The sequence below is a fragment of the Pseudomonas sp. GD03862 genome, assembly GCF_029840855.1.
Lineage (GTDB): Bacteria > Pseudomonadota > Gammaproteobacteria > Pseudomonadales > Pseudomonadaceae > Aquipseudomonas > Aquipseudomonas alloputida.
In genome coordinates, this window is sequence record NZ_JAOCDI010000041.1 from 29,893 (window position 1) to 52,454 (window position 22,562).

Consider the following 22,562-nt stretch of genomic DNA (forward strand, 5'->3'; position numbering starts at 1 on the left):
TTACGCGTTGGCAGCCCGCAAACGCTGACCGATGCGTGCACCGAATACATTCACCAGCAGGCCGGCCATCACCAGCAATGCGCCCCAGCCCTGCGTAGCGGTCAGGCGCTCTCCCAGCAGCAATGCCGACGAACTCAGGCCAATCACCGGTACCAGCAGCGAGAATGGCGCCACTTTGCCTGCCGGGTGACGCGACAGCAACTTGCTCCACAGGCTGTAGCCGAGCATGGTGGCCACAAAGGCCAAATACGCCAGGGCCAGCACCGAACTCCAACTGATATTGGCCAAGGCATGGCCAATGCGCTCGGGGCCTTCCAGCCACCAGGACAGTGCCAGGAATGGAAGTGGCGGTATCAGCCCACCCCAGATCACCAACGCGACCAGGTCGACCGAGCCGAACCGCCGGGTAATGATGTTGCCCAGGCCCCACATCGCACCACCACACAGGGTCAGCACCAACGCCAGCATGGGCACATGGCCGCCGTCTTCGCTGCCGATCAGTGCCAGGCCGCCGGCCGCCACCAGCAGCCCCAGCACGCTGGCCAGGCGCAGCCGCTCACCGAGAAACAACGCAGCAAAACCGAGGGTGAAGAAGGCTTGCGACTGCAGGATCAACGAAGCCAACCCTGGCGGCATGCCGCTGTACATGGCCTGAAACAGGAACGCGAACTGGCCCAGTGAAATGGTCGCACCGTAAGCGATCAGCCAGCGCCACGGCAGTTTGGGCCGCCTGACCAGCAAGATCGCCGGGAACGCCACCAGCAAGAAACGCAATGCCCCCAGCAACATCGGTGGCAGCCCGTCGAGGCCAACCTTGATGACCACAAAGTTGACGCCCCAGGCGACAATCACCACCAGGGCGATAAGCAGGTCCTTGAGTGGCATTGCGGCTTCCTTCTGCAGGCTTTTTAGACATATTTCGTTACAGCATAACGGTATTCCTTGAAAAGGGACCAGCACAGTTGAAACCAATGGTTGCACTACAGTGACTGTTCCGTCTGCCCGCTGTCGGCTGGACGACTAACTGCCAAATCAGCAAGCACAGGTTCAATCCTGATAACCAGGCGCCACCTTTTCCAGCATTCGCAACAACGCCGCCCACGCCAATTGCAGCGCATCCGGGTCGGTCAGTTCCCCCTGCTTCAACCCTCTCCCCGGCGCGTTGAACTGCCGTTCGGTACGCACGCACACGTCGGTCGACGGCAATATCAGTTGCCCAGCACTTTGCGCCGCCAACTGGATCTCGCAAGCCTTCTCCAGGTAGTACATGCGCAAGAAGGCTTCAGCCACACTGCGCCCCGTGGTCAACAGCCCATGGTTGCGCAGCATCATCACCGGCTTGTTGCCCAGGTCGGCCACCAGCCGTTGCTGTTCATCCATGTCCAGCGCGACGCCCTCGTAGGCGTGGTAAGCCACATTGCCGTAAAACTCCATGGACATCTGGTTGACCGGCAGCAGGCCACATTCCAGTGCGGCCACCGCGCAGCCTGCGCGGGTGTGGGTGTGTAGCACGCACCGGGCATCCTCGCGGGCAGCGTGAATGGCACTGTGAATGACGAACCCCGCCGGGTTGACCGGGTGACGGGCAGCCTCCACCGGCCGCCCCTGCAGGTCGATCTTCACCAGGCTGGACGCTGTGATCTCCTCGAAGAGCAGGCCATACGGGTTGATCAGGAAATGGTGCTCCGGCCCAGGCAGGCGCAGGGAGATATGCGTGAAGATGAGATCGCTCATGCGAAAGTGCGCGATCAGCCGGTAGCAGGCAGCCAGCTCCCGACGCAGGCTTAGTTCCGTTTCAGTCATCTTGTTGCCCCTTTACTGAACGCTATTTGCTGGCCCAGGCGTTGAAGCGTTGCTCCAGCTCTTCACCATGATCGACCCAGAATTCCACGTTCATGGCCAGCGCCCCTTGCAGGTTCTGTGGCGAGGTGGGTACCCAGTTGGCCAGCGCCGGGTCAAGCCTGGCCGCGGCTTGGGTATTGGTTGGCCCATAGGGGATCTGTTGTACATACCGCACCTGGGTATCCGGCTGATTGGCATAGGCAATCAGCCGCTTGGCCTGGTCGACATGCCGCGAGCCTTTGATGATCGCCCAATAGTCCATACCGTACAGGCTGCCAGGCCATACCACGGCCAACGGGCTGCCCTGCTGCGCCGCCACCGCAATTCGTCCGCTGTAGGTGGAGGTCATGACCACGTCACCGGCTGCCAGCCATTGCGCGGGTTGAGCGCCGGCGTCCCACCACTGGATATGGGGTTTGAGTTCGCTGAGTTTGGCGAAGGCCCGTTCGACACCTGCCGGCGTGGACAATACCCGGTAAACGTCCTCGACCTTGACCCCGTCAGCCAACAGTGCGAATTCCAGGTTGTACACGGCACGCTTGCGCAGGCCGCGCTTGCCAGGGTACTTGCCGATGTCCCAGAAGTCGGCCCACGACGCCGGCGCCTGGGCCAGTTTGCTGCGGTCGTAGGCAATAGCCACGCTCCAGACCAGCGCGGCCGACCCACAATCCTGTGCGGCTGCCGGGATCAGTTCGGCTGCATGGCCCAGGCGCTGCCAATCCAGGCGCTCGTAAATCCCCTCGTCGCAGCCGCGCATCAAGTCAGGGCCTTCGATCTGCACCACATCCCAATCGACATTGCCGGTGTCGGCCATGACCTGGATCCGTGCCATTTCGCCGTTGTATTCACTCTGGATCAGCTGGCTGCCGTCCTGGGCAATGAAGGGCTTGAAGATCGCCTCATCCTGGGCCTTCTGGCCTGCACCGCCATAACCGACCACGACCATCTGCTGCGCAGCTTGCGCATTGCTCAGGCCAAGAGCCAACAAGGCTGCACAAAGGCCGGTCACACGTGGATATAGCTGCATCGTAGTTTCCTCCTGGCGGTGCCCGACGGGCCCGTTTTCTTGTTGTTCTGAGGTCACACCCTCGCCATGCGAGTGAGGAAAACCTAGACAGACGCAAGTAAAAAAACAAGTTGATTTTTTACTATCGCTACACTTTTATAAGTAAAAATAACAACACCGCACCGGAGCCGCCTGATGCAGACCGCCTTCCCACACCTGTTCGAGCCCTTGCAGATCCGCGGCAAACGCTTGAAAAACCGCATCATGTCCACCGGTCACGACACCTGCCTGCCCACCGACAACCTGGTCAACGACAAGCTGATCGCCTACCAGCGCGACCGCGCTGCCGGCGGCGTCGGCCTGATCGTGCTGCAGGTCGCCGGGGTGCACGACAGTGCCCGCTACACCTCGCATGTGCTAATGGCCACTGACGATGCCTGCATCGAGGGCTACCGCCAGCTTGCCGAGGCCTGCCACGCGCACGGCACCGTGGTGCTGTCGCAACTGTTTCACCCCGGGCGGGAGATCATGGAGTCGGCAGACGGCCTGTTGGCGGTAGCCTACTCGGCGTCTGCGGTGCCCAATGAGCGCTTCCGGGTGATGCCCCGCGCGCTGGACCAGGCAATGATCGACGAAATCGTCCAGGGCTATGCCGGCGCCGCCCGCCGCCTGCACCAGGCCGGCCTGGATGGCGTCGAGGTGGTGGCCAGCCATGGCTACCTGCCCGCGCAGTTTCTCAACCCGCGGGTGAACGTACGCAGTGATGGCTACAACGGTGACCTGGATCAGCGCCTGAGGTTCTTGCGCGAAGTGCTGGCCGCAGTGCGCGCCGCCACCGATGAGCAGTTCATCATCGGCCTGCGCATCAGCGCTGACGAGCGCGACAGCCAGGGCCTGAGTGAAGTCGAGTCACTGGCTGCTGCCGTGGCCTTGCAGGGCCAGCTCGACTACCTGCATATCGTCGCCGGTACCTCGGCCTCGCTGGGTGGCGCGGTCCATATCGTGCCACCGATGGCCATCGAACCGGCGTACCTGGCCCGCGAGGCTGGCACCTTCAAGCAACAGCTGGCTATCCCCCTGTTCGTCACCGGGCGCATCAACCAGCCCCAGGAAGCCGAGCTGATCCTGGCCCGCGGCCAGGCTGATGTGTGCGGCATGACCCGGGCGCTGATCTGCGACCCGTCGATGCCCGCCAAGACCGAACACGGCCAGGTCGAAGACGTGCGCGCCTGCATCGCCTGCAACCAGGCATGCATCGGCCATTTTCATCGTGGCTTGCCCATTTCCTGCATCCAGCGCCCGGAAACCGGGCGTGAGTTGCAGTACGGGCACCTCACGCCCACTTCCTCGCCCAAGCGCATAATGGTCGCCGGCGGCGGGCCTGCCGGCATGAAGGCCGCCGCCGTGGCCGCCGCGCGCGGGCACCAGGTCACGCTGTACGAGGCGGGCCCGCAGCTCGGTGGGCAGGTGCTGCTGGCCCAGCTACTGCCACGGCGTAGCGAGTTCGGGGGTGCCAGCACCAACCTTCAACGGGAAATGGCCCTGGCAGGTGTAGAAGTGGTGCGCAACACCTGGGTCGACCGCGCGCTGGTCGAACGTGAGCGCCCTGATCTGGTCATTGCCGCTACCGGCGCCACCCCCTACTGGCCGGCGTTCGAGCGTACCGGCGAGCTTCAGGTAGTGGACGCCTGGCAAGTGCTGCGCAATGAGGTGAAACCGGGGCGTTCGGTGCTGGTGATCGACTGGCGCTGTGACTGGATCGGCCCCGGTATCGCCGAACGCCTGGTGCGCGAAGGTCATCAGGTCCAGTTGGCGGTCAACGGCACTCATTGCGGCGAGAGCCTGCCGCTTTATGTACGTGACCAACTGGCCGGCGAGCTGCATCGCCTGGGTATCCCTGTCACCCCATACGCACGCCTGTATGGCAGCGACGACAACACGGTGTATTTGCAGCACACCGCCAGCGGCGATCCGATGATCTTCGAAGGCATCGACACCCTGGTGCTGTGCATGGGGCATCAACCGCAAGACCGCCTGGCCACTGAACTGGCAGGTGTGGTGGACGTACGGCGGATTGGCGACTGCCTGGCGCCGCGCACAGCCGAAGAAGCGATTCACGATGGCCTGACGGTTGCCTGGGCACTCTGAGGCTGTACATACTGCGGCTTTTGCGATGGACCGACGCGCATGAGCCAACCCTCCCAGCCCACCGCCAGCGAACCCGGGGGCGCCGCGCCGCAGTTCCTCGGCACCCGCATCCGCGGCCTGCGCAAGCGCCGCGGCATGACCTTGGCGGAGCTGGCCGCACACAGTGAACTGACCGCAGGCTACATCAGCCAGCTGGAGCGCAACCTCTCCTACCCGTCGATCCCGGCGCTGTTCAATATCGCCCGCAGCCTGGGCGTGACCATCCAGTGGTTCTTCGCCAGCGAAGCCACCACCGCGCCCGAAGACCAAGGCTATGTGGTGCGGCGCAACAGCCGCCTGAGCGTGCACTACGAAGATGGCATCGTTGATCAACTGCTCACCCCCCAGCCCAACCGCCAGCTGGAGATGCTGCACTCACGTTTCCCGCCAGGTACTTACAGCCAGCAAAGCTACAGCCACGACGGCGAAGAAGCCGGTTACCTGCTCAGCGGCACGTTTGAGCTGTGGGTGGGCGAGCGGCATTTCCAGCTGAGTGAAGGCGACAGCTTCAGCTTCTCGAGCCAGGAACCTCACCGCTACGGCAACCCCGGTGAAGTGGATGCCGTGGTGATCTGGGTGATCACACCGCCAACATTCTGAAGCACTCCGGCAAGCACTGGTAACACCGTTGACCGGCAATACGGTCTACCTTGTCCACCGAACTTCAAAGGAGCACAACCATGAAGCAGATCCTGATCATTGGTGCGGGCTTTGCCGGCCTGTGGAGCGCACTCAGCGCCATCCGCCAGCTTGACCTCAACGGCAGCAAGGGCGTCGAGGTCACCTTGCTCGCCCCCCAGGCTGAACTGCATGTGCGTCCGCGCTTCTACGAGCCAGACGTGCATACCCTGGCCGCCCCCCTGCAGGCGCTGTTCGACGCTGTCAATGTCCGTTTCGTGCAGGGCACGGCATACCACATCAATGAAGCGGCCCGCCGCGTGGGCTATCGCACCCGCAGCGGCACTCGCTGCACCCTGCCCTATGACCGTCTGATCATGGCCTGCGGCAGTGAGCTTGAGCGCCCTGACATGGACGGCATCGAGCATGCCTTCGACGTCGACAAGCTCGACAGCGCCGCACGCCTGGAAACCCACCTGAAGTCACTGGCCAGCCTGCCGAACACGCCGGCACGCAATACCGTAGTGGTAGCCGGGGGCGGCTTTACCGGCATCGAGACGGCCACCGAATTGCCGGCCCGCTTGCGCGCGATACTGGGTGAAGACGCCGCGTTGCGCGTAGTGGTAATCGACCGCGGCGCCAGGATTGGCGCAGCCCTGGGTGACGGCATCCGCCCAGCCATCGAGCAGGCATGCGAGGCCCTGGGCGTGGAGTGGGTTTGCGGTGCCACAGTAGTTTCGGTAGACCCTGCCGGTGTGCAGCTGGACAACGGCCAGCGGATCGACGCCAGCACGGTGGTCTGGACGGTTGGCTTCAAGGCCAACCCGCTCACCGAACAGATCAGCGGCGAGCGCGACAACCGCGGCCGCTTGCATGTCGATGGCAACCTGAAGGTCAAGGGCAATGATGCCGTGTATGCAGCTGGAGACGTGGCCTACGCCACCTGTGACGAGCTTGGCAATCATGCCGTGATGTCGTGCCAACATGCGATTGCGCTGGGGCGCCATGCGGGCAACAATGCCGCTGCCGAGTTGCTTGGCGTAGCACCAATGGCTTACAGCCAGCCCAAGTACGTGACGTGCCTGGACCTGGGGGCCTGGGGCGCGGTGTACACCGAAGGATGGGACCGTGAGGTTTCGCCACCGGAGGACAAGGCCGAAGCCAAGGCGCTGAAGCGCCAGATCAATTCAGTGTGGATTTATCCGCCAGCGGCTGACCGGGCATCGGCCCTGGCGGCAGCTGATCCGCTTATCCCGGTGGCCTGAACGCTTCTACAGGTTGGAGTGGCCTTGTGCTTCCACAGGGCCACGCTTGCAACCAACCGCTCCCTTGATCAGGCAGCCGCAAACAGCTCGTTGGCAATCTGCGCCTGTGCAGCATCGATCGCCTGGCTGCGCTGCTCCGGGCCATAGGCCAGGCCGTGGGCCCGGACGATTTCCAGGTCGGTAATCCCGATGAAGCCCAGGAACACTTTCAGGAAGTCTTCATGCCCGGCACCAGTCGGCTGGCCAGCGTGCAGGCCACCCGCAGTGGAAACCAGCACCACTTTCTTGTTGCCGCACAGGCCTTGCGGGCCGGCTTCAGTGTAGCGGAAGGTCTTGCCGGCGACGGCCACGCGGTCAATCCAGGCTTTGAGCTGGGTCGGCACGGTGAAGTTGTACATGGGCGCACCAATCACCACGGCATCGGCAGCCAGGAACTCTTCGAGCGTCTCGGCGCTCAGCTTGGCTTCGAAAGCCTGGGCCGCGTCGCGTACGTCTTCAGGGGTGCCTGCAGCGACCAGGGTGGCAGCGGAGAAGTGGGCGATGGCATCGGCAGCCAGGTCGCGATAAACCACTTCAACGCTTGGGTCTGCAGCCTTCCAGGCTTCGACCACTTCACGGCTCAGCTGACGCGAGGCGGAATTGTCGCCCAGGATGCTCGAATCGATGTGCAACAGTTTCATGGGACTCTCCTGTGAGTGAAGACCGCAGCTGTGGGCGATCACGATGGGGAGAATCCTACCGAGATGATCAATAGCTGATAAGTAAGCAAAAATGCGTTAGTTTGTCCCACAGGTGGAACAGTGAGACTTTCCCATGCAAGACCTTAACGACCTCTTCTACTTCGCGCGCGTCGTCGAAGCCGGCGGATTCGCCGCCGCCGGGCGCCAGCTGGGCATCCCCAAGTCGCGCCTGTCGCGGCGTATCGCCGAGCTTGAAGAGCGCCTGGGCACACGCCTGTTGCAGCGCACCACCCGGCAACTCAAGCTCACCGCAGTAGGTGAACGTTATTTGCATCATTGCCAGGCCATGTTGCTGGAGGCCGAAGCCGCCGACGAGACCGTGGCCAGCATGAGCAGTGAGCCGCGCGGGCGTTTACGGGTATCGTGCCCGGTGGCACTGGCACACGCCTTCCTGCCGGATGTGATCAGCCGCTTTCTCGAGCAGTACCCGCTGGTGCAACTGGACATGGTATTGCTCAACCGCCGGGTCGACCTGATTTCCGAAGGCATTGATGTGGCGTTGCGCGTACGCGACCTGGGCGACGAAGACCCGGCCCTGGTGACCCGCCGCCTGCGCCAGGCGCAAATGCAACTGGTGGCCGCCCCCGGTTTTGCCGACCACATTCGCGAACCAGGCGAGTTGGCATCATTGCCCGTACTGGGCGCAGCCGAAGCAGACCGGCTGGTACACTTCCGCCTGTTCGGCCCCCATGGCAAACAGCAGGAAATAGCGCTGGAGCCACGCTTGGCGATCGATGATTTCGTAGTGCGTAACGCTGCTGTACGTGCCGGCCTGGGGTTCACTGCGCTGCCCAGCATGTTCTGTGAAGAGGAACTGGAACGCGGCGAACTGGTGCGCCTACTGCCAGACTGGTCGCTGCCGGGTGGCTACCTGCAGGCGGTTTACCCACACCGGCGTGGCCTGCTGCCTGCGGTCCGGGTGTGGATCGATCACCTGGCGGCGTCATTCGAGGCTTGTGGAGAGCGGTATGTCTGAACGGAAGATGAGCGAAGCCCAGGTAGCGGCATTTTGCCTAAGCCTGCCGGGTGCGCGGGAAGACTACAAATGGGGCGGCATCCGAGTGTTTTCGGTGGCAGAAAACAAGATGTTCGCGGTGCTCGACCTGGCGGGTGCCGGGTTGTCGTTCAAGGTAGCCGACGAGCTGTTTCTGGGTTATTGCGATCGACCCGGGATACGGCCGGCGCCGTACCTGGCGCGGGCGCGGTGGGTCAGCATGGCGCCGCCCTACCCCATGGGGCGTGATGAACTGTGTGAGGTGTTGCAGCGGTCGCACCAGTTGGTAGTGCGTCGGTTGCCAAAGCGGTTGCAGGTGGGGTTGGTCATGTGATCCAGCTGAGCCGGCCCTTTCACGGCACTAGCCGTGAAGAGGCCGGTACAACTGCACATCAGCCAAGGGGCAGATAACGCCCGTCAAGAAACAGCCAGTCTGCCCAGAACACCTGGTGCAGCAGCACAATCCCCCAGCACACCACCTGGAACGACACCTTGCGGGTCTTGTGCCGAAACAGCTGCTGCGCCAACAGCGCCCCCGGCCAACCACCGAGCAGCTCACTGGCATGCAGCACTTTCTCGGGGGTACGCCAGGCCTGGTTACGTGCCTGCTGCTTGTCCTGCCAATACAGCAACAGGCTGATCAGGCTCATGGCCGGGTACAACGCCAACGGCCACCAGGCCTGATCGTTCCAGGCCATGCGCGCCGCCCCCAGGCCGGGCAACAGGCAAAGCACGCCCAACAGCAGCAGCTTCAGGCGCACGTTGCGCACGCCTTCAGCCCGTTGCCCACGCAGCGCCTCAGCCATGTGCCGTGGACCAGTCGACCCAACCGAACTGCCAGGTCGCCAGAATGAACAGGCCGAACACAATGCGATACCAGGCAAATGCCGCGTAGCTATGGTTGGCAATGAACTTGAGCAACGCCCGTACGGCAATCATGGCGAAGATGAACGAGGTCACGAAGCCGAGCGCGAACACCGGCAGATCGCCGGGCTGGAACAAGTCACGGTATTTGTAGCCCGAATACACCGCCGCACCGACCATGGTCGGCATTGCCAGGAAGAACGAGAACTCGGTCGCTGCCTTGCGCGACAAGCCGAACAGCAGGCCACCGATAATGGTCGAACCGGAGCGCGACGTGCCCGGGATCATCGCCAGGCACTGGATGAAGCCGATTTTCAGCGCATGGCTCCAGCGCATGTCGTCCACATGGTCCACCTGCACGCGGTGCTCACGGCGCTCGGCCCAGAGCATGATGACGCCACCCACCACCAAAGCCGCCGCCACGGTGACGGGGTTGAACAGGTATTCGTGAATAAGGTCGGCGAACAGCACACCCAGGACCACCGCCGGCATGAACGCCAGCAGCAGGTTGCCCGTGAAGCGGCGCGCCTTGGGCTGGTGGGTCAGGCCGAAGACCACTTCGAAAATCTTGCTGCGAAACTCCCACACCACCGCCAGGATCGCCGCCAGCTGAATGATGATGTTGAAAGCCATGGCCCGTTCGCCGCCAAAACCGATCAGGTCGGCGACGATAATCTGGTGACCGGTACTGGAGATCGGCAGAAACTCCGTCAGCCCTTCGACCACGCCTAAGATGATTGCCTGGAAGGCAGTCCAAAAATCCATCATTCCCCCGGATGGAGCGCTGCTTGTCGCAGGCCCCTTGTTCTTGATTTGCTTGAAATTGCCTTACACGGCCCGGCTGTTTTACAGCGACTGTTGGGCGCAACGCCAGTAGAAAAGTTCACGCCTGTTAAAGGTTTCATCTTGCGCGGCCGAAATCCTGACAGAGCCCCTTGGCAATCGCTTTACCTGACCCGTTGCAGACTATCACCAACATAGCACTTAGCCATTAGTCGAGTGGGGGCTCGCTGCAAAGCATGCTTCGATGCACCTCAATAAAAAGAACAATGCGGGAGCTGATGGATGAACACTCTGAGATCGATGTCAATCAGTCGGCGCCTGTGGCTGATCCTTGTGGTGGCGGTGGCCATGCTGGTGGTACTGGGCCTGCTGATGCTGCGGCAGATCCATGGTGACCTGTACCAGGCCAAGGCAGAGAAAACCCGCCACGTGGTGCAGACCGCCGCGGGTGTGTTGGCCTATTACCAAGGCCTGGAAGCTGCCGGTACGCTCAGCCGCGAAGCCGCCCAGCAACAGGCGCTGCAGGTAGTGCGCGCGCTGCGCTACGACCATGACGACTATTTCTGGATCAACGACCTGGGGCCGAAGATGATCATGCATCCGGCCAACCCCAAGCTCGACGGCCAGGACCTTTCCGCCATCCGCGACCCCGATGGTTTCGCCGTGTTCAACGAAATGGTCGCCCTTGCCCGCCAGCAGGACGCCGGCCCGGTCAACTATCGCTGGCCCAAGCCCGGCGCCAGTGAGCCGGTAGCCAAGACCTCGTATATTCAGTTGTTCAAGCCGTGGGGCTGGATCATCGGTTCGGGCGTGTACGTCGATGACGTGCAGGCCGAATTCGCTCGCCAGTTACGCGACGCTTCGCTGGTTGGTGTGGGCATTGCCCTGCTGATGGCACTGGTGGTCATGCTGATTGCCCGCAGCATCGCCCGCCCGCTGCAGGAAGCGGTGCAGGCAATGGGTAACATCGCCAGCGGCGAAAGCGACCTGACCCGGCGCCTGGACACCCATGGCCGCGACGAGATCACCTACCTGGGCGAGCACTTCAACCGTTTCAACGGCAAACTGCAAGGTGTCGTCGGCCAACTGCAAGGCGCGGCCCACGCATTGGCCCAGTCCGCCGGGCACGTCGGTGACAATGCGGGTGCCGCACAACAGCGTAGTGCCCAGCAATCGTTACAGATGGACCAGGTGGCCACTGCAGTCAATGAGGTGACCTACGCCGTGCAGGACGTGGCCAAGACGGCTGAACAGGCCGCGGGAGAAATGCGTACGGCACAACAACAGGTGACGCACGGCCAGCAGGCCATCCACGGCAGCCTGGCGCAGATTGATCGCCTGTCGCTGACCATCGATGAGGCCGTACAGGTAATCCGCGACCTGGCCGGCCACAGCACGCGCATCGGCGGCGTGCTGGACGTGATTCGTTCCATTGCCGAACAGACCAACCTGCTGGCGCTGAATGCCGCGATCGAGGCGGCACGGGCTGGCGAGCAAGGCCGGGGCTTTGCCGTGGTCGCCGACGAGGTGCGACTGTTGGCCCAGCGTACAGCACAATCGACGGCCGAGATTCATACCATGATCGAGCACCTGCAGAGTCAGTCGGACGCTGCGGTCAAGGCCATAGACACCAGCAGCGAGGCATCGCGCCAGACTGTCGAACAAGCCCGCGAGGCCGGCGCCAGCCTGGACGCCATCAACCAGGTGCTGAACAACCTCACCGCATTGAACGCCTCCATTGCCAGCGCCACCTTGCAGCAGTCGCATGTGGTCGAAGAGATCAACCGCAATGTGCTGGATACTGCCGGGTTGTCGCAGCAGACCGCCGATGCGGCGCGTCAGTCCAGCGATGCCGGGGTGGCATTGGGGCGGTTGAGCGAAGAGCTGGAGCAGTTGTTGCGGCAGTTCCGGGTCTGAGAACAAGCCCTTTGGGGGAGCGGGCAGGCCTGCTCCAGCAGGTATCGAGTGACCTTGAAGCCTGCGCTGCACCTGTGTGCGGGCATGCCCGCGAAGGAAGCAACGCGGTGGATGGCACCGGCGTTGCCGGTGTTCGCGGGTAAACCCGCTCCTACAAAGGGGTATCCCACCGCTGCGCCCTACACCTTCACCGGCCGACCCGCTACAATCTCGCCCCTTCCCCGTAGTCTCCAAGGATCGCCGATGTCCGGCCTTGAACTCATTGCCGCCCTCCTCGGCGTTACCGCTGTCTGGCTCACGGTCAAGCAGAACGCCTGGTGCTGGCCGATCGGCCTGGTCATGGTGCTGATCTATGGCTGGCTGTTCTACGAAGTAAAGCTGTACTCGGGCATGTTGCTGCAAGTGGCCTACGCCATCCTGCAACTGTACGGCTGGTGGCAATGGAAGCGCCCCGACCACGCTGAGGACGCCCGTCAGGTCTCCCGTCTGCCACGCCCGGCACTGCTCACCGGCCTGGCCGCCGGGGTGCTGCTGAGCGCCGCCCTGGGCGCGGCCATGGCCAACTGGACCGATGCCGCCCTGCCCTGGCTGGATGCCACCCTGACCGGATTCAGCCTGGTCGCGCAACTGTGGATGGCGCAGAAACGCCTGCAGTGCTGGCCACTGTGGGTCGTGGTCGACATCGTCTATGTGGGCCAATACCTGCATCAGCAGCTGTATTTCACCGCAGGCTTCTTCGCCGTGCTCACCCTGATTGCTGTACGCGGCTGGCTGGAATGGCGGCGCGACCCGGCGTTGGTACAGCCATGAGTGCGCCGCAAGCAATGAAAGTGCTGGTACTGTGCGGCCCAGAATCCAGTGGCAAAAGCTGGCTCAGCGGGGTGATCCAGGCACATTTTGGTGGCGTGGTGGTGGGCGAATACGTGCGCCATTTCATCGACCAGCAATGCCGTGACACCTGCTACGCCGATATTCCCGCCATCGCCCGCGGACAACTGGCATGGGAGGACCGTGCACGTGAGCAGGCGCCCCCGCTGCTAATTCTGGACACCCACCTGCTAAGCAACATGCTCTGGAGCCACGCACTGTTCGACGACTGCCCAACCTGGCTGGAAGAGGCACTGCTGGCACGGCGTTACGACCTGCACCTGTTGCTCAGCCCGCAAGGGGTGGACTGGATTGCCGATGGGCAGCGTTGCCAACCCGACCTCAGTGATCGTCAGCGCTTTTTCGACGACAGCCAGGCGTGGCTGAGGCGACACAACCAACCGCACCAAATACTTGATGGCAATTGGCCGCAACGCCAATTGCTGGCCCTGCAATCGGTTGCTATGCTGCTTGGTAGCGATGCGCCATCATGCCCAACCGAGTGTTAAACCACTGACACACCCCGGTGGGGCAAAGCCCCCGAAATTGCGGGGCTTCCCCCTGTCCTGGGGGCAGTGTCAAGCCCGTGAAACACACTTGCAAAAACCCTTCCCATCAAGGCCACAGCTGACTTTGCCGGCAACGCGCAGGGCAAGCTGTTTCAAGCCTGAGACAGCATGCGCCGCATTTTGTCAGCCTCTTGCCCTAACTATCTGATCTGAAACGTATTCTAAAAAGCGGCACACCTTCTGCTCTGTCGTTCGCATCGCTGAACAGGCCCAGCGCTCAAAGAAGGAGTTGCCGTCGTGAGGAAACGTGACAAACGCCTCTATCACCTATTACTGGTGGGTTGTGTACTGGGGTCACTCAGCCTGACGGCTCAGGCGGACAAGGGGATCATCATCATCAAGCGCGATGTGCAGGTGCGCAACGCGACCATCCCGCCGCTGATTCCAGACCCGAGCCCTACCACCGTCAATGCCAACCCTTCTGCCCACGTGCTCAAGCAAACCAACGAGCTGAGCGATGGCGATTTCGCCAGCATCAGCAGTGGCGCAGGCATCAGCAACCTGGTCACCCAGCAGACCAACAACCTGGGTGGCAACCTCGGCAACCAGAACCAACTTCCCAACTTGGCGGGCGGACGCGGCACGGGGTCGGGTAACGGTATCTCGAACATGGTCAACTCAAGCGTGCAGCGAGGCCTCGCGCCACTGCAGATTCTGACCGGCGGGGGCAAGTGAGATGAAGCGCACACTGCTGATGCTGGCCGCCCTTTGCACTGCACCGGCCTTTGCGCAATCCCTGGTTCCGGTCATCAACAACGCCGATATCGACAGCTCCGGCAGCCGCTATCAGGGCAACCTCTCTGTCAACCAGGCCGCTGGTGACAAACAGCAGCAGGTCAATGCGCGCGCCATCGCCGTCGGCCCCGAAGCCAATGCAAGCACCCAGATCCGACAACGGCTCGACACGCCCGCCGACCCCGCGATGGACGCCCGCTCGACCATCCAGGGCAACGCTTTCAGCAACGGCAGCGGCGCCCTGGGCGTCAACCAGAGCGCAGGTGCCAACACCCAGCAAGCCAACGCACTGAGCATCAGCATTGGTGCACAACCGCAAAGCATCGACGACAGCGTCCTCATGCAACAGAACGTGGCGCTGATCAACAACTCAGGAGCAACTGACATTCCAGCAGGCTATCGCCAGGTCACTACCAGTGACCAGGCCTTCACCGGTAGCCGAGGGGTGATCCAGTTGAACCAGAGTGCCGGGGTGGGAAACCGAATGGCCAACACCTTGAGCATCCGGGTCGCGGATTGACCCTGCAGTTAAGAACGACACTTAACCTAATAGCGTACGGAGAATCACCATGAAACCCTCGATGGCAATCAAGCCTCTGGTTTTCGCAATTGCTGCGGTCATGGCTGTTGCTGTACAAGCTGGGCAAAATGATCGGCGTAATGACCACCATAACGGCCACCATAACAATGGTCATCACAATCCTCCACCCACCAAGATCCCTGTGTATGCAACGGCCAATGCCTGGGACACCCAAACCAGCACTCGCAACCGCATCTCCAATCAAGGCACCATCAACGAAGCCGAGATGAGTGACTCTGGCACCGGCTCCAGCGGCAACGTTGGCATAAACGTGGCGGCCGGTAACGGCAACCAGCAAGACAACGCCGCTGCCATTGCCAACGCAGGCTCCGACTCGAGCCTGGACAACAGCTTCGTGTTCGGCATGGCCAGTGCCACGGCTGACGTCGTGCAAACCAGCAGAAACAACCGGGTCGACAACTATTCGACCCAGTCTTCGGCTGTGATGAGCGGCTCAGCCAGCGGGGCTGAGGGCAACATCGGCATCAACGTTGCCGGTGGCGACCTCAACCAGCAGAAAAACACCATGGCCATCGCCAACACCGGTGCTCCGCTGGGCAACGCCACTGCCACGGCTTCGGCCAATCAGGACGGCCCAGGCCTGGTTGTAAACAACAGCGCCGACCGCACCTACCGGGTGGATACGATTACCATCACCAAGTCGGCCAGCGGTTCAAGCTCGAAGGAGGGCAGCTTCAACTCGACCGACGACCGCAGCTCGTCTTCGAGCTTCAGCCTCGCCGGTGCGCATAGCGCCAGCTCCAGCGGCTCCAGTGGCTGGGACTCCAGCGGCTCGCAATCCAGCAGTGCCAGCGGCTCCCACAACTCGAGCGCAAGTGGCTCGTTCGGCTGGGGTGCCAGTGGCTCTGCCAGCGGCAGCCACAGCGCGTCGAGCAGCGCCAGCCTGGCAGCTTCGCTGGACGCTGACGTTAGCGCCTCGCGTACCCATACCACCGACTATGGCCGTTACGAGCGCTCCCACACCAAGTCCTTCGATGGCTCGCTGAGTGCGTCGCTGGATGCGTCGATCGACAAGTCGCACGAAAGTGCATACGACTCGTCGTTCGAGAAAGCATTCGACTCCAACTACGACAAGTCGCATCAGTCGTCGTACGACAAGTCCAAAGAGTCTTCGTACACCAAGTCTCACGACTCTTCGTACGAGAATGCTTCGGCGTCTGAGTTCTCGAAGTCTGGCGAGCATTCGAAAGAATCCTCGAACGACATTTCGAAGAGCTACAGCGAAAGCAGCGCTTACGACTTGAGCAATACTGTGTCCTTCCAAGTGCTGACCCCGACCGGCTGGGCCAACCCAGTCACCAACACTGCAACCCTTAGCGGTTCGGTGAACGGTGGCAGCGGTAACCTGGGCGTGAACGTAGCAGCCGGTGTGGGCAACCAGCAAAGCAACTCGCTGGCCATCTCCAACACCTCGTTCTGACCGCTGTGCTTGAGGCCCCCTTCGGGGGGCCTTTCTTCAACACACCGTAAGGCACCCGATCATGCGTATTTTCGCCTTGGCGTTTTTGCTGTGCCTGGCCAGCGTGAGCGAAGCTGCACAAATGCCGCTGTCCGTCCTCCCGGGCGGCGCCGTGGTGTTCAAACCGATCCAGAGCTTGCGCGAACGCAAGTTCGCCGACCTGGTGCAACAAAAGACCGACTTCAGCTGCGGCGCCGCCGCGCTGGCGACCATCCTGCGCCAGGCCTACTGGCTGGATGTGGACGAACATCAGATCATCGAAGGCATGCTGGCCCACGCCGACCAGGACCTTGTGCGCACGCAAGGCTTCTCGATGCTCGACATGAAGCGCTACGTCGAAAGCCTCGGGATGCGTGCCCGCGGTTACCGGGTGGCGCCCGAAACCCTGAACAGCGTACGCATTCCTGTCGTGGTGCTGATGGATGTGCGCGGCTACAAGCACTTCGTGGTCATGCAGAAAGTCGACAAAGGTTGGGTGTACATCGGTGATCCGGTGCTGGGCCACAAACGATACAAGGTCGACGATTTCCTCAAGGGCTGGAACGGCATCATCTTCGCGGTGATCGGCCAGGGTTACGACAAGAACAACATCCTGCTCGACCCGCCCCTGCCACTGACCGCCAAGGGCCGGGTGAACAACTTCACCCCCGTGCAGGACGCAGAGCTGCTGGACTTCGGCTTCATCAGAAGCGACTTCTTCTAACGACTGTTCTAATGACAAGGAGCATGAGGCTCCAGGGAGCATTTCATGAAGACTTCATTGTGGTTGGCCATGGCCTGTCTGGCAGCCAGCTTGCCCAGTCACGCAGAGGCATTCAAACCCATCGAACTGAAGGATCAGGAGCTGGCCAACCTGCGGGGCCGCTATGTGATGCCCGGACGAATCGTGAGCTTCGGCATTGTCATGTCCAGCACCTGGCAAAATGCAAAAGGGGATGTGATCGGGGCAACGTCCACGCTGCAAGTTCAGCAATCGACCATCAAACCCCAGTTCTATGTCTCGATGATTGACAAAAAAGGCGCAGGTACGGCACCGAGCAGCGCGTCTGCTGCCGGGACTGGCGTGGTAACGGGCGGCAACGGCCTGACCACCACCGAAGGTGTGACCCAGGTGGTCCGTGCAGCCGGTGATAACAACGCCGCTTACAACAACGTCGATATCAACGTGACCAAAGCCAACCAGGCCCCCGCTGCACAACAGCAAGGCCAGGTACTGGCCGCCGGCCAGACCCTGGTCGGGGAAAATGGCGCCGGCGCGCTCAGTGTGTCCTCAAGCGGTGTGGGCGTGCAGCTCAACATCAATGCCAGCAACAACCAGGGCAGCAGTGTGCAACGCCTGGCCCAGGGTGGCCTGCTGCAGAACTCGACGCTGCTCGGCAACGGTAACCTGGTCAACAACGTCACCACCTTGAACGTTGTCATGCGCGAGAGCGTGCCGACAGCGGCTTCCCTCAACGGTAGCCTCGACCAGCTCAAAGGTCTTCGCACCTTCGGATACTGATCTACGCTCAGTCTCATCAAAAGTAGTTGGAAGGGACGGCAACTCCATGTACCGATCTTTTACGCTCAGAGCTTTTGTGTGCTTGACTGCCTTGGCCCCAGCCACAGCACTTTACGCAGCCGCCGACCCACAGGTCGAAGCGCTGAAACAGGAACTGATTGAACTCAAACGCCGCTATGAGGCACAGCAACAGGCACTGATGGTGCTGGAGCAACGTGTGCGCCAGGTCGAGGAGGCCCCTGCTGCCGCGCAACCCAGACGCTTGGTCAAGTCTCCGGCCGAGGGGGTGAAAGGTGCTCAGACCGTCGCCTCTGGCGCACCGGGCACTACAGGGAGCTCCTACGGCCAGGCGCTGACAGCCGATTCCGAGCCGGCGCAAAGCGTTTCCAACCTGTATGACGAAGCCAGCGGATTCTTTGGCGGGGGCAAGTTCAGCTTCGAAACCGGCGTCACCTATACCCATTACGATACCCGTGCGCTGACCCTCAATGGCTTTCTGGCACTGGACTCGATCTTCCTCGGCAGCATCAACCTCGACCGGATCAAGGCTGACAACTGGACCCTGGACATGACTGCCCGCTATAACCTGGCGCAGCGCTGGCAGTTCGACATCAACGTCCCCGTGGTTTACCGCGAGTCCACCTACTCGTCCGGTGGTGCGGGGGGGGCCGGGGCAACCACTTCCGATGCCAGCGTGACTCGCGACCCGGAAATCGGCGATATCAACGTCGGGGTGGCCTACAAATTCCTCGACGAGGACGAAACCTGGCCTGACGCAGTGGCCACCCTGCGCATCAAGGCACCGACCGGCAAAGACCCCTACGGCATCAAACTGCGCGAGGTGGACGGCAACAACAACCTCGCGGTACCGGAAAGCCTACCGACCGGCAACGGTGTATGGTCGATCACACCGGGCATCTCGCTGGTCAAGACCTTCGACCCGGCCGTGCTGTTCGGCAGCCTGTCCTACACCTACAACATGCAAGACTCGTTCAGCGACATCAGTCCGCAGGTGAACAGCAAGGTGCCGGGTGACGTCAAGCTTGGCGACTCGTGGCAGATCGGCGGGGGCATCGCCTTTGCCCTTAACGAAAAGATGAGCATGTCGTTCTCGGTATCCGACCAGTTCGCCCGCAAGAGCAAGATCAAACCTGATGGCGGCGACTGGCAATCGATCTCCAACAGTGACTACAACGCCGCCAACTTCAATATTGGCCTGACCTTCGCCGCCACCGACAACCTGACCATCGTGCCCAACCTGTCCATTGGTCTGACCGATGACGCACCTGACTTTTCTTTCAGCCTGAAATTCCCTTATTACTTCTGATAGTTGCCATCGGCCGGGCCTGTGCGAACGGGCCCGGCTTTGGTTACAAGCCTTGTAACCGGCCGCCTTCCCTGCCCTGGCCTGATATCATCAAGCACAGATGCATGACGATTTAATGGCAAAAGGGAAGTTTTTGTGAAGAACCTGTCCGACCACCCGAGCACCCGGCTTGCCACTTTGGCGGCTCTGGTGCTGGTGATCCCACTGGGTACACGCGCCATGCTGGGTTGGTCCAACCCGTTCGGTTACCTGTCCGATCTCGCCCTCGGCAGCCTGTTGATAGTGCTGCTACACCGCAGGCCATGGTGGCTGGCGCTGCCGGTGCTGCTAGCCTGGGCGGCGCTTTGGGTGGCCTCGGCCGAACTGGTGAGCGCGGTGGGTCGACTGCCCACCAGCGCCGACCTTAACTACCTGACCGACCCGCAGTTCATGGAGAATTCAACCGGTGGCGGCCTGGCCCATGCCTGGCTGCCCTGGGCCCTGGGTGGCGGCCTGCTGGCCTGGCTGGCCTGTGCGTGGCGCAGCCGTGCACGGTGTAGCCAGCCACTGCCGCGCAAAGCCTGGGCCATACCCGTACTGCTGTTCGGCGCGCATTGGGGCAGCCAGCAGTTGCTACCATCCGATGCCGACCAGTGGCGGCAATACAACCTCCCCCACCAGTTGATGTCTGCCGGGGTCGGTAACCTGCAACGCCAGGTCGAAGGCTGGATGGGCCGCACACAAACCTTCACACCGCTCGCCAGCAGCGGCCTGACTCAATCCGACCTGCATGGGCAAAGGCTGCTTGCCGGCCCGGGAAGCGCCCGCAACTTGCTGGTGATCACAATGGAAGGCATCCCGGGCGCCTACCTGCGACCTAACCGCCAGGCGCTAAACAGCCGCTTCAATGAGGACTTGATGCCCAAGCTCAGCAAGTGGGCCGAGCGCGGCATGAACACCCCAGACTACGTGCTGCACACCCACCAGACCATCCGTGGCCTGTATGCGATGCTGTGCGGCGATTACGACAAGCTGGCCAACGGCACGCCCAAGGGCGTGGAACTGCTGACCCAGAACCAACGCAACCAGGCCTGTCTGCCGGCACAATTGCGCCAGGCCGGTTTCACCACTCACTACCTGCAAGGCGCGGGCCTGCGCTTCATGGCCAAGGACCGCATCATGCCGCACATCGGTTTCGATGCGGTGCATGGCCAGGAATGGTTCAGCAACAAGAACTACCTGCACTTCCCATGGGGCAAGGATGACCGCGCTTTCTTCGAAGGCGCCCTGGGCTATGTAGGCAAGTTGCAGAAGCAGGACAAGCCATGGATGCTGACGCTGCTCACCGTGGGCACCCACCAGCCCTATTCGGCGCCGGCCGAGTACCTCGAGCGCTACGCCACACCGAAACAGGCAGCGGTCGCCTACCTGGATGACGCGGTCGGGGCATTTCTTGACAATCTTGAGCGCCAGGGCGTCCTCAAGGACACACTGGTGGTGCTGACTTCCGACGAGTCCCACGGCATCGATGGCGTGCGCCTGGCCTCCTCCTGGGGCTTCAACCTTACCCTGGCGCCGGAGCAGGCCCAGCTGCCAACCATCAAGCGCGGCACCTACGGCCATATCGACCTGGCCACCTCGCTGCTCGACTACTTCGCACTGCCCATTCCCGTCGCGCTTGGCGGTCGCTCGTTGTTCCGCGACTACGACAGCGGCCGCGAGATGATCTCCTACACCAACGGCATGCTGCGCTACCACAACGGCCAGGGCCTGTTCACCGAATGTGACTTCCAGCAGCGCTGCCGGCGTTATGCCAGTGAAGGCTTCATCGCCGACCAGGCCCGCTACCTCGGTCCGGCCGACAGCCTGCTGGGCCAACAGATCGGCGCCTTGGCCGGGGTGCTCGACCAATCCTTGCTGCAAACCCCGCTCAACCTGCGCTACCAGTTCGGCGGCCCTTCGCCGATCAAGTTGCGCAAGCGCATTGACGATGACTGGGCCGACAACCTCATTGGCGCCCAGTATCTGGAAATGCCCGGAGGCTCGCACACCCGCGTGCGGGTCAAGGTCCGCTCGCTGGACCCCAAACGCGCGGCCTATATCCGGCTCAAGGCCAAGCAGTTGGAACAGGACGTGCCGCTGGGCCTGCCCGAAGAGGTAAAGGTCACCGCCGACGCGCCACTGGAGATGGAGTTCAGCTTCGACAACCCAACCGAGCGCAAGGCGTTTTCCTTCCACTTGCTGGGCTATGGCGGCGGCAAGGTAGAAGTCAGCGACTTCAGCGTGATCACCGCCCTGCCTGGCGAGGATGACGGCGCCGATGAACGGGCCGAGGGGCATATCGCCCATTCGGGCTAAGCAGGTACCGCTCATCGCCCGGCCACCGGTGCTTGTCGAATCGACCTGGTCGTACTCGACCAAGGTGTGAATCCCCCAGCGAGGAGACAGCACCATGAGCACACGCGAAAGCAGGCACCCGGTGGTTTCCCGCAGCCAGTGGCTGGCGGCTCGCCAGCAACTGTGGCTGCACGAAAAAGCATTTACCCACCACCGCGACGCGCTAGCTGCAGCCCGTCGCGCCCTGCCTTGGGTAAAGGTCGAGCAGGATTACCGCTTCTTCGGGCCAAACGGCGCGTTGAACCTGGCCGACCTGTTCGCAGGCCGCAGCCAGTTGTTGCTTTACCACTTCATGTTCGCCGAAGGCTGGAGCGAGGGCTGCCCCGGCTGCTCTTTTCTGGCCGACCACTTTGACGGCGCCAATCTGCACCTGGCCCACCACGATGTGTCGCTGGTGGCGGTGTCACGGGCGCCGTACACCGAATTTCAGGCATTTCGCCAGCGCATGGGCTGGCAGTTCCCGTGGTATTCGTCGCATGGCAGCGACTTCAACGAGGACTTTGGCGTCAGTGTCGGCAGCGAAGGCCAGCGGCAGTACAACTATGAGCCGTATGAGGGCAATGAAAGCGAGCTGCCCGGCTTGAGTGCTTTTTTCCGCGAAGGCGACGGCAGCGTGTACCACACCTACTCAACCTACGCCCGCGGGCTGGACATTCTGGTCAACACCTACAACTTCCTCGACATTGCGCCACTGGGGCGCAATGAAGGTGGGACCATGGACTGGGTGCGGCACCATGACCGCTATGAAGGTCAACCGGACAAGCCTCACTGCTGTCACAGATGATGCTGGCAACACGCACACCTGTGGGGGGGGGCAACTGTCCTGCTCAACATTGACGGCCTGCGCGGTCGCCCCGTAGGAGCGGGTTTACCCGCGAAGAGGCCGGCCCTGCTGGCCAATTTCCACCCGC

General features: G+C 62.1%; 22 protein-coding genes. 16 read left to right on the forward strand and 6 right to left on the reverse strand.

Features of this window, described 5'->3' with window-relative positions:
• The 3 genes from N5D53_RS21985 to N5D53_RS21995 all read right to left on the reverse strand — a co-directional run bounded on the left by N5D53_RS21985 (window position 1) and on the right by N5D53_RS21995 (window position 2,869).
• Entirely contained in the window at window positions 1-885 is an 885-nt protein-coding gene (locus N5D53_RS21985) for an EamA family transporter (protein ID WP_003253899.1), read from the reverse strand.
• A gap of 162 nt (window positions 886-1,047) precedes the next feature.
• A complete protein-coding gene (locus N5D53_RS21990; RefSeq protein ID WP_104961852.1) occupies window positions 1,048-1,803 on the reverse strand; it encodes a class II aldolase/adducin family protein in 756 nt (251 codons plus the stop codon).
• Window positions 1,804-1,825: 22 nt separating this feature from the next.
• Window positions 1,826-2,869: an ABC transporter substrate-binding protein gene (locus N5D53_RS21995; RefSeq protein ID WP_104961853.1), complete on the reverse strand. Its 1,044-nt coding sequence runs from the start codon at window positions 2,867-2,869 to the stop codon at window positions 1,826-1,828.
• Window positions 2,870-3,043: 174 nt separating this feature from the next.
• Here N5D53_RS21995 and N5D53_RS22000 point away from each other — a divergent pair, with 174 nt between their 5' ends.
• The 3 genes from N5D53_RS22000 to N5D53_RS22010 all read left to right on the forward strand — a co-directional run bounded on the left by N5D53_RS22000 (window position 3,044) and on the right by N5D53_RS22010 (window position 6,918).
• Window positions 3,044-4,996 carry an FAD-dependent oxidoreductase gene (locus N5D53_RS22000; RefSeq protein ID WP_104961854.1) on the forward strand — a complete coding sequence of 651 codons (1,953 nt, stop codon included), beginning with the start codon at window positions 3,044-3,046 and terminating at the stop codon, window positions 4,994-4,996.
• A 39-nt stretch (window positions 4,997-5,035) separates the two neighbouring features.
• On the forward strand, window positions 5,036-5,635 hold the full coding sequence (locus N5D53_RS22005) for a cupin domain-containing protein (protein ID WP_104961855.1): 600 nt from the start codon (window positions 5,036-5,038) through the stop codon (window positions 5,633-5,635).
• An 80-nt stretch (window positions 5,636-5,715) separates the two neighbouring features.
• Entirely contained in the window at window positions 5,716-6,918 is a 1,203-nt protein-coding gene (locus N5D53_RS22010) for an NAD(P)/FAD-dependent oxidoreductase (protein WP_104961856.1), read from the forward strand.
• A 68-nt stretch (window positions 6,919-6,986) separates the two neighbouring features.
• On the opposite strand, the gene N5D53_RS22015 is transcribed toward N5D53_RS22010, so the two are convergent.
• Window positions 6,987-7,598, reverse strand: coding sequence for an FMN-dependent NADH-azoreductase (locus N5D53_RS22015; protein WP_020191409.1), 612 nt, complete (start codon window positions 7,596-7,598; stop codon window positions 6,987-6,989).
• Between the two features lie 133 nt (window positions 7,599-7,731).
• Here N5D53_RS22015 and N5D53_RS22020 point away from each other — a divergent pair, with 133 nt between their 5' ends.
• Window positions 7,732-8,634, forward strand: coding sequence for a LysR substrate-binding domain-containing protein (locus tag N5D53_RS22020; protein ID WP_003253907.1), 903 nt, complete (start codon window positions 7,732-7,734; stop codon window positions 8,632-8,634).
• Window positions 8,627-8,986 (forward strand): MmcQ/YjbR family DNA-binding protein, encoded by a 360-nt coding sequence (locus N5D53_RS22025; protein ID WP_047605158.1) that lies wholly within the window; start codon window positions 8,627-8,629, stop codon window positions 8,984-8,986. Before N5D53_RS22020 ends, N5D53_RS22025 begins: the two co-directional genes overlap by 8 nt.
• A gap of 58 nt (window positions 8,987-9,044) precedes the next feature.
• On the opposite strand, the gene N5D53_RS22030 is transcribed toward N5D53_RS22025, so the two are convergent.
• Both N5D53_RS22030 and N5D53_RS22035 read right to left on the reverse strand, forming a co-directional pair.
• Window positions 9,045-9,458, reverse strand: a complete 414-nt coding sequence (locus tag N5D53_RS22030) for a DUF1294 domain-containing protein (protein WP_064491057.1) — start codon at window positions 9,456-9,458, stop codon at window positions 9,045-9,047.
• Window positions 9,451-10,281, reverse strand: coding sequence for an undecaprenyl-diphosphate phosphatase (locus tag N5D53_RS22035; RefSeq protein ID WP_026031837.1), 831 nt, complete (start codon window positions 10,279-10,281; stop codon window positions 9,451-9,453). Before N5D53_RS22035 ends, N5D53_RS22030 begins: the two co-directional genes overlap by 8 nt.
• Before the next feature lie 300 nt (window positions 10,282-10,581).
• Here N5D53_RS22035 and mcpP point away from each other — a divergent pair, with 300 nt between their 5' ends.
• The 11 genes from mcpP (at window position 10,582) to N5D53_RS22090 (ending at window position 22,435) form a co-directional block, all read left to right on the forward strand.
• Complete coding sequence (gene mcpP / locus N5D53_RS22040; RefSeq protein WP_279840820.1) at window positions 10,582-12,216, forward strand: methyl-accepting chemotaxis protein McpP; 1,635 nt, start codon at window positions 10,582-10,584, stop codon at window positions 12,214-12,216.
• A gap of 243 nt (window positions 12,217-12,459) precedes the next feature.
• Window positions 12,460-13,026, forward strand: a complete 567-nt coding sequence (gene pnuC / locus N5D53_RS22045) for a nicotinamide riboside transporter PnuC (protein WP_020191413.1) — start codon at window positions 12,460-12,462, stop codon at window positions 13,024-13,026.
• The gene (locus tag N5D53_RS22050) at window positions 13,023-13,592 is read left to right on the forward strand and encodes an AAA family ATPase (protein WP_064491055.1); all 570 of its coding nucleotides are present in this window, start codon (window positions 13,023-13,025) and stop codon (window positions 13,590-13,592) included. The genes pnuC and N5D53_RS22050 overlap by 4 nt, the downstream gene beginning before the upstream one ends.
• 297 nt (window positions 13,593-13,889) lie before the next feature.
• Window positions 13,890-14,327 (forward strand): hypothetical protein, encoded by a 438-nt coding sequence (locus N5D53_RS22055; RefSeq protein WP_014591274.1) that lies wholly within the window; start codon window positions 13,890-13,892, stop codon window positions 14,325-14,327.
• Between the two features lies 1 nt (window position 14,328).
• Complete coding sequence (locus tag N5D53_RS22060; protein ID WP_010953763.1) at window positions 14,329-14,907, forward strand: hypothetical protein; 579 nt, start codon at window positions 14,329-14,331, stop codon at window positions 14,905-14,907.
• 49 nt (window positions 14,908-14,956) lie between these two features.
• Complete coding sequence (locus N5D53_RS22065) at window positions 14,957-16,408, forward strand: heme utilization protein (RefSeq protein ID WP_104961860.1); 1,452 nt, start codon at window positions 14,957-14,959, stop codon at window positions 16,406-16,408.
• A 61-nt stretch (window positions 16,409-16,469) separates the two neighbouring features.
• Complete coding sequence (locus tag N5D53_RS22070; RefSeq protein ID WP_104961861.1) at window positions 16,470-17,150, forward strand: C39 family peptidase; 681 nt, start codon at window positions 16,470-16,472, stop codon at window positions 17,148-17,150.
• Window positions 17,151-17,195: 45 nt separating this feature from the next.
• The gene (locus N5D53_RS22075) at window positions 17,196-17,948 is read left to right on the forward strand and encodes a hypothetical protein (RefSeq protein WP_104961862.1); all 753 of its coding nucleotides are present in this window, start codon (window positions 17,196-17,198) and stop codon (window positions 17,946-17,948) included.
• Window positions 17,949-17,994: 46 nt separating this feature from the next.
• Window positions 17,995-19,275: a hypothetical protein gene (locus N5D53_RS22080; RefSeq protein ID WP_104961863.1), complete on the forward strand. Its 1,281-nt coding sequence runs from the start codon at window positions 17,995-17,997 to the stop codon at window positions 19,273-19,275.
• Between the two features lie 135 nt (window positions 19,276-19,410).
• Window positions 19,411-21,612, forward strand: coding sequence for an LTA synthase family protein (locus tag N5D53_RS22085; RefSeq protein WP_279840825.1), 2,202 nt, complete (start codon window positions 19,411-19,413; stop codon window positions 21,610-21,612).
• A 94-nt stretch (window positions 21,613-21,706) separates the two neighbouring features.
• Window positions 21,707-22,435: a thioredoxin family protein gene (locus tag N5D53_RS22090; protein ID WP_279840827.1), complete on the forward strand. Its 729-nt coding sequence runs from the start codon at window positions 21,707-21,709 to the stop codon at window positions 22,433-22,435.
• The last annotated feature ends 127 nt before the right edge of the window (window positions 22,436-22,562 follow it).